7 protein-coding genes are annotated in these 5,854 nt (G+C 55.2%); 2 read left to right on the top strand and 5 right to left on the bottom strand.

The window, feature by feature from the left end:
- Positions 1–427: 427 nt before the first annotated feature.
- The 3 genes from Absy_RS09855 to Absy_RS09845 all read right to left on the bottom strand — a co-directional run bounded on the left by Absy_RS09855 (position 428) and on the right by Absy_RS09845 (position 2,657).
- Positions 428–1,000, bottom strand: a complete 573-nt coding sequence (locus Absy_RS09855; protein ID WP_143221463.1) for a hypothetical protein — start codon at positions 998–1,000, stop codon at positions 428–430.
- Positions 955–1,842 (bottom strand): SMODS domain-containing nucleotidyltransferase, encoded by an 888-nt coding sequence (locus Absy_RS09850; RefSeq protein ID WP_222592967.1) that lies wholly within the window; start codon positions 1,840–1,842, stop codon positions 955–957. Before Absy_RS09850 ends, Absy_RS09855 begins: the two co-directional genes overlap by 46 nt.
- Positions 1,843–2,084: 242 nt before the next feature.
- Positions 2,085–2,657 carry a TetR/AcrR family transcriptional regulator gene (locus tag Absy_RS09845; protein WP_048854587.1) on the bottom strand — a complete coding sequence of 191 codons (573 nt, stop codon included), beginning with the start codon at positions 2,655–2,657 and terminating at the stop codon, positions 2,085–2,087.
- 72 nt (positions 2,658–2,729) lie between these two features.
- Between Absy_RS09845 and Absy_RS09840 the strand changes: the two genes are divergently transcribed.
- Positions 2,730–3,296, top strand: a complete 567-nt coding sequence (locus Absy_RS09840) for an MFS transporter (protein WP_084597084.1) — start codon at positions 2,730–2,732, stop codon at positions 3,294–3,296.
- A gap of 339 nt (positions 3,297–3,635) precedes the next feature.
- Here the strand turns inward: Absy_RS09840 and Absy_RS09835 are convergent, their stop codons facing one another.
- The gene (locus tag Absy_RS09835) at positions 3,636–4,568 is read right to left on the bottom strand and encodes an SDR family oxidoreductase (RefSeq protein ID WP_048854586.1); all 933 of its coding nucleotides are present in this window, start codon (positions 4,566–4,568) and stop codon (positions 3,636–3,638) included.
- A gap of 150 nt (positions 4,569–4,718) precedes the next feature.
- On the opposite strand from Absy_RS09835, the gene Absy_RS09830 reads away from it, so the two are divergent.
- On the top strand, positions 4,719–5,411 hold the full coding sequence (locus Absy_RS09830) for a type 1 glutamine amidotransferase domain-containing protein (protein ID WP_048854585.1): 693 nt from the start codon (positions 4,719–4,721) through the stop codon (positions 5,409–5,411).
- Here the strand turns inward: Absy_RS09830 and Absy_RS09825 are convergent.
- The coding region (locus Absy_RS09825; protein WP_048854584.1) for a MerR family DNA-binding protein at positions 5,408–5,854 on the bottom strand (447 nt) is incomplete at its 5' end. The two genes, Absy_RS09830 and Absy_RS09825, sit on opposite strands and share 4 nt — an antisense overlap.

Genomic DNA, 5,854 nt, shown 5'->3' with positions numbered 1-5,854 from the left:
ATAACCTGAAGGCCGCAGGTTCAAATCCTGCCCCCGCAACCAGAAACACCCTCAAAACCCCGCTAAGCTCCTGACTTGGCGGGGTTTTTTGTTGCGCCCAACACCACACCCCTATCAAACTCCCCATTATTTCAATGACTTGGTACCAGTAGGTTCAAATCGGGGTGCCTGATACCCGCAACCAACTGTCCTGTACGCAGGCGTGCTCCGACATGCCGGGGCATAATCGCGCGCAGGAGAAAGAGCGGGGAGGGGACACTGCCCTCGGGCATGCAGAAACTCCTGAGACAATGCTATCTCGGGATGACGGTAATGGGGGGAAAGCGGAAGGTCGGCTTACAGGATAAAAATTACCAAAATGGACACAAAGTGAACGGATCGGGCAAATCATTCTTTGAGCATTTACTCATAGCCAGCAGGCGGCTGTTCACTCCGACTTTTTTCGTGATGGATTCTCTTCGGCCTGAAGGTCAACAGCGAAGTCGTAGTGTCCACCTTCAATCTGTCGGCGAGCACTTTCGAAGTATCTTTGAGGCGGCGTGATGGATGTGTTCCGAGCGGTGTCCATACGGTCCATAAGTTCGGCAAGTTCTTGCTCTGCTTCGTCTACATCACCTAGCGCAGTGATCCTCGCAAGCCGACGGAAACGATCCTGTAGGGCCTTGTACTCCGCAGCTAGCCGCTCGAGTTCGTGGACATGCGTTTGGATGTCGAGAGCCTCCGCGATCGACGGGATCAGCGTCGATAAGAATGCCATCAAGGCCACGCCCCAAGCGGGCACCCATTCCTTAATGTAACTGAAGCCAACGAGACCCGTCAGGATGATGGGGAGTAGAATGACGGCCTTGTGTTGAAGCCTGACCACGCGCAGCCACGTGTATAACATCGTGGAGGTCCACAGACAGCTTTCCGACTGTCTAAGAGCCTCTTTCACGATTTCTCGACGGCAAGTTTCTACATTACGTGGATCGGAATCCGAGGGCCAAAGATTTTCTGCCATTCCATGCCTGCCAAGATATATAGGTCGTCACGCTCATAATTACACGCTGTCTCGGCAATAGCGATGGCTGCATCGACCTTGGCGGCCCACTTGTCGCCGAGTTGTATGATCTCGCCAGTACCAGGTATCGACACCCATCCGTTGACCCTATTCTTAAAAAACTTCAAGCAGTCTCGAACATAAAAGTCGTACCAATAATAATCATACTTACCAAATGTATAATTACGAAAGAAATCAACAATCAGGAGCTCTATGACGAAAGATTTCAGATCGACGGAACACTCGTGCTTCCAACGCTTGATGATCTTGCAGAGAGGCCGGACGTTTCCATTGTAATCGCGGTCAGTCTTGTCGATGAGTTGGATCTGCGCGATTGGATCGACCGTTTTCCATGATCCACCACCGTTTGTGTCTGGCATGATGAACTGCCCGTTCCCGATGGGGAAGACGGGCACGAGTTCCACCGTGATGGAGTTGAAATCGATCTGAACGACTTGACCATCACCGCGCTTGCGGGTCTGGGGATAGGATGTTTCAAGCTTCCCCTTGATCTCCTGAAGGAAGGCTGATTGCCCATTGAAGGCGTATGCTTGGAAACGCTCCAGTGTGCTTCGGTCGAAGCGCACCATGATGTCGATGTCGGTCGAGGGGCGCACTTGCGTACCCTTCCCCCAAGATCCCACGGCGAAGATTGGCGGAGTTTCGGTCGCCTCCTCCCCGTAAGCACGCTGTAGTGCCTGACCTATACGCCTGGCTTTTCCGAACGCATCGTCGACTTGCTCTGTCGTCGGATTCAAGTCGGAAACGAATTGCCTAAAGCGTTGGCGGACAGCGATCCACAAGTTAATTCTCCAAAATCGCAATATAACGAGCAAATAATAGAAGAGGAGGGTCTAATATGCACATCCTCCACTACTTCGCAATACTCTACCTTTCGGCAGAGATTCGAAAACGAGCCAACCTACAAAAGGAAAACAGTAACAAGAAGAATGACCGCTTTTGGATGCACTATGCGCCGAGTTCTACCTCGAAGTTGAGGCGTGAGCGTCGGCTCAGGCTCTCTACAAAGGGTGCTTCACGCCGGCTACACATCATGTAGGAGGAGGCGGGCCACTGCGCCGGCACGAGCACCTGGACCGGGCGGAGCGAAAGCCTGTCCTGCGACGAATACACCCTCCATCAGCAGCACCAGACCAGAGGTCAGGGTCTCAGGTGCGCGTGCATCTAGAAGCGTGACGCGCGAGGCGATCCAGTCGGCCATCGCCTGCTTCAGTCGCGCTGCCTCCTGGCGGACGGGATGGTCGTGATCGGGGAACTCCAGAATTGCGTTTGTCAGACCACAGCCCCGATAAGCTGGACGGGAAGCCCGTTCAGCCAGACCATCGAAATAGGCAAGAATCTGGCCGCGCGGATCGTCAGGACAAGTAGCTTCGGCCTCCTCGAAGTATGTCCGACATGTCTTGTAAAATTCATCAAGATAGACCGCAGCCAACCCGTCTTTGGACTCATAGGCCCGGTAGAGTGACGGCTTGGTGACGCCCGCATTCTGAACGATCTCGTCGACGCCTACGCCACGTATTCCGTTGCTGTAAAACAGTTCGCGGGCTGAGTTCCGAATGCGTTCGGCGGCGCTGACGCCAAGGGTAGGGCGCTTCATGATATGTTTCCGCTTGACGATGTTACCGATCGGTACATAGGCTGAATGGGTTGTAACTTACCGGTCAGTAATATGAGTAGAAACCTTCACATCCGCAAGATTGCCATATTCGTGGTAGTCGTGGCGCTCACCTTTCTCTCCTTGCTGGTGTCGGCCGGTGTGCGCACAACGCCCGGTGTTCTGATGATGCCCCTGCAAATGGAACTGGGATGGAGCCGGACCACTGTCTCGTCGGTCGCCGCGTTCGGCATTTTCCTCTATGGTTTCGTAGGACCGTTCTCGGCGGCACTGATGCAGTCGATCGGCATCCGGCGTACGCTAATCGGGGCGCTCCTGCTGATCGGTGTGTCGTCCGGTCTTTCACTGTTCATGACTGCACCGTGGCAATTCTTTTTCACTTGGGGTCTTTTGACCGGTCTTGGCACCGGGGCCGTCGCGATGGTGTTCGGCGCTACGGTCGTCAATCGCTGGTTTGTGGCGCGTCGTGGCACGATCATGGGGCTACTCGCGGCGAGTACAGCGACAGGGTCGCTGCTGTTCCTGCCCGTACTGGCCGGGGTGTCTGGGCTGATCGCGGCTCTGATGGCGCTGCGGATCGGTCGCTCCCCAGCGCAGAGCGTCACCCGCACTGCGGCTTGAGGAGAGCCGATGCATAGTTGATGCAGGCGTGGGATCTCATCCTAACGAGCGCGGAATGTCCGGATTCCGGGATAGTAATCGTGGAAGTGGACGTCCGCCATGAGGCGACTGCTGCCTGTCTACTCCTGTATCATTGAGCAGACAGGCCGATCAGGGGGGGGGGAAGTGGAATGTCCGGTTTCGGAAACAGCCTTCAGGAAGCTGACATTATATAAGGCAGTGTCACCTAAATCACGAACCCTTCCGCGCACGACGGATTTTTTGATCCCACGTCCGCAGCATAAGTACTCGTCTCTACCAGTCCGGTTCAGAGTGATGGCAGGTGGCTAGGAAGTCGCGTTATCCGCCTCTCCACTCGTTCCTGATCAGTTGCAGACCCCCTTCATATGTCGTGACGGAAAACTCAGGGAAATGACGTTTGAATTTCGTTGAGTCGAAGAAATTGTCTTGCTCGTAGCGTGGCAGAAGTTCCTTTATCTCCCGCACCCTTTTTGAGAGAATTCCTGCGATGATCAGTGACCATTTACCAATAACCGAATAGGAAGGTGTGCGGTCGAAAGCTCGGCTGGCCATAGTGACAAATGTCTTATAGGTCGGTCGATCATCACAGCATGGCAGATGCCAGCTCTGGCCATAAGCATCGGGCGTATTACCCAGAGTTGCAAGAGCACGGCTCGCATCAGGCGTCCAAATTAGGGTCCGACGTGTGTCGTCACGGACAGGGACCAGTGGCCTTCTGCCTGCTTTCAGCCTGTCAATGATCAAAGCGTTGGTGAAGCTCTGTGTTTTCCCCGGACCATAGAATTCCGGCGCACGGGCGATGAGCACCGGAATGTCTCCCCGTGCCATTTCTTCCAGCACCATGGACGCCATTGCGGCGCGCACCCGTCCTTTCCGACCAACCGGGGCGAAGCGCGTTTCCTCAGTCTGGATCTGGCTGTTCTGAGGATACATGTACGTATTGTCGAAATAGGCAAAATTGGCCCCAGCCGCCCGGCACGCTTGCAAGGCGTTCTTCAGCATGACCGGAAACTGCTCTTCCCAGAGCGTGCTGTCAGGGGGAAGGCCGGCTGTGAAATAGACAATCCGGCTGCCTTTCACCGCCTGTGCCGTCTGCCCTGCATCAAGCAGGTTCGCCGCCATGAGCGTGTCGTCGTCATTGACCTTGCGGGGATTGCGGCTCACGAGCCGCAGGTCCCCTGTGTGATGCTGATGCAATGTCCGCGCCAGTTCCGTAGCGATCTGGCCATTTGCGCCAAGAATTGTCTGCATGTGGGGCTGCCTCCGTTGTGCAGGTAGATTTGCCCTTACACTGTTAACGTTGAAGTTAAATTTAATGTCAAACGACAGATTGACCTTCAACCGGCCTTGAACGTTACAGAATGGCCGTCCGAGGACCTTGCCGCATGAAAGGGACAAGCCATGAGCCGCCGTATCCTGCACGTCGCCACCAATATCTCGCATTTTGACAATCCCGCACATCCGACCGGCTTATGGCTGTCGGAACTCACGCATGCCTGGGACGTGTTTGCCGCCAGAGGTTATGAGCAGCGCATTGTCAGTCCCAAGGGTGGCAAGGTTCCACTTGACCCGCGTGCGTTGAAATGGCCGATGCGCGATACCTCCTCCAGAGCCTGGCTGGCCGATCCGGCGAAGATGGCCCTCTTATCTGCAACGGCCTGTCCCGCAGACATCAATCCGCAGGATTATGATGCGACTTACTTCACCGGCGGTCATGGCGTGATGTGGGACTTTCCGAACAGTGAAGGCCTTCAGGCCATCACACGCGTAGTGTGGGAAAAGGGGGGTATTGTTTCCGCTGTCTGTCATGGATATTGCGGGCTTCTGAATACCCGGCTTGAAGACGGTTCTTTTTTAGTGTCCGGGCGCAAAATCACCGGATTTTCGTGGACTGAGGAGAGGCTGGCGGGCGTCTCCGGGGAGATACCCTACAACGCGGAAGCTGAAGTGAAGGCGCGAAAAGCGCTTTACGAAAAAGCCCTTCTGCCGTTCATGTCCCATGTCGTGGTGGATGGAAAACTGGTGACAGGCCAGAACCCTTTTTCAGCCAGTGCGACCGCAGGAAAAGTCGCGTCCCTTCTGGGAGGGATTTAAGGCGGAACAGCTTTTTTGCTGCGTCCTCTGCTCACGGACTGACGACGATCTGTCCTGTCCAGAAGACGCACATCGTCCGGTGTGATGTCCAGATTGTCGGAAGGTCCTGCAAGCACATTCGTCAGGACACGATGGGCGTTAGCCGCGCAGTCCATGTCTTCGGGGCGCGCCTGAATGTCCTCCACCAAACGAAGGAGATGCGCCTTGCTCTGGGTCAGACGTGCCTGCAGCGCCTCGATATCCGCAATCTTGCGTGTCAATGCGTCCATGAGCGCATCATGGTCCCAGTGTTGCAGATCATAGGGCAGCAGGGTGCGGATTTCATCCAGCGTAAATCCGGCCCGTTGCGCCGTTGTGATGAGTCCCAGAAGCAGCACGGCCTGTGGTGGGTAGGTACGGTATCTGAATTGCCCCGGGTTTTGTGGAGACGTTTTTATCTGAAC

The sequence above is a fragment of the Acetobacter syzygii genome, assembly GCF_000964225.1.
Lineage (GTDB): Bacteria > Pseudomonadota > Alphaproteobacteria > Acetobacterales > Acetobacteraceae > Acetobacter > Acetobacter syzygii.
The sequence above is the reverse complement of the archived record's forward strand: the minus strand, read 5'-3'. Positions and strand labels throughout refer to the sequence as shown.

Coding starts and splice junctions, on each gene's coding strand:
- Absy_RS09855 (WP_143221463.1), bottom strand. CDS start 1,000: ATGGCAGAAAATCTTTGGCCCTCGGATTCCGATCCACGTAATGTAGAA.
- Absy_RS09835 (WP_048854586.1), bottom strand. CDS start 4,568: ATGCAGACAATTCTTGGCGCAAATGGCCAGATCGCTACGGAACTGGCG.
- Absy_RS09845 (WP_048854587.1), bottom strand. CDS start 2,657: ATGAAGCGCCCTACCCTTGGCGTCAGCGCCGCCGAACGCATTCGGAAC.
- Absy_RS09840 (WP_084597084.1), top strand. CDS start 2,730: ATGAGTAGAAACCTTCACATCCGCAAGATTGCCATATTCGTGGTAGTC.
- Absy_RS09830 (WP_048854585.1), top strand. CDS start 4,719: ATGAGCCGCCGTATCCTGCACGTCGCCACCAATATCTCGCATTTTGAC.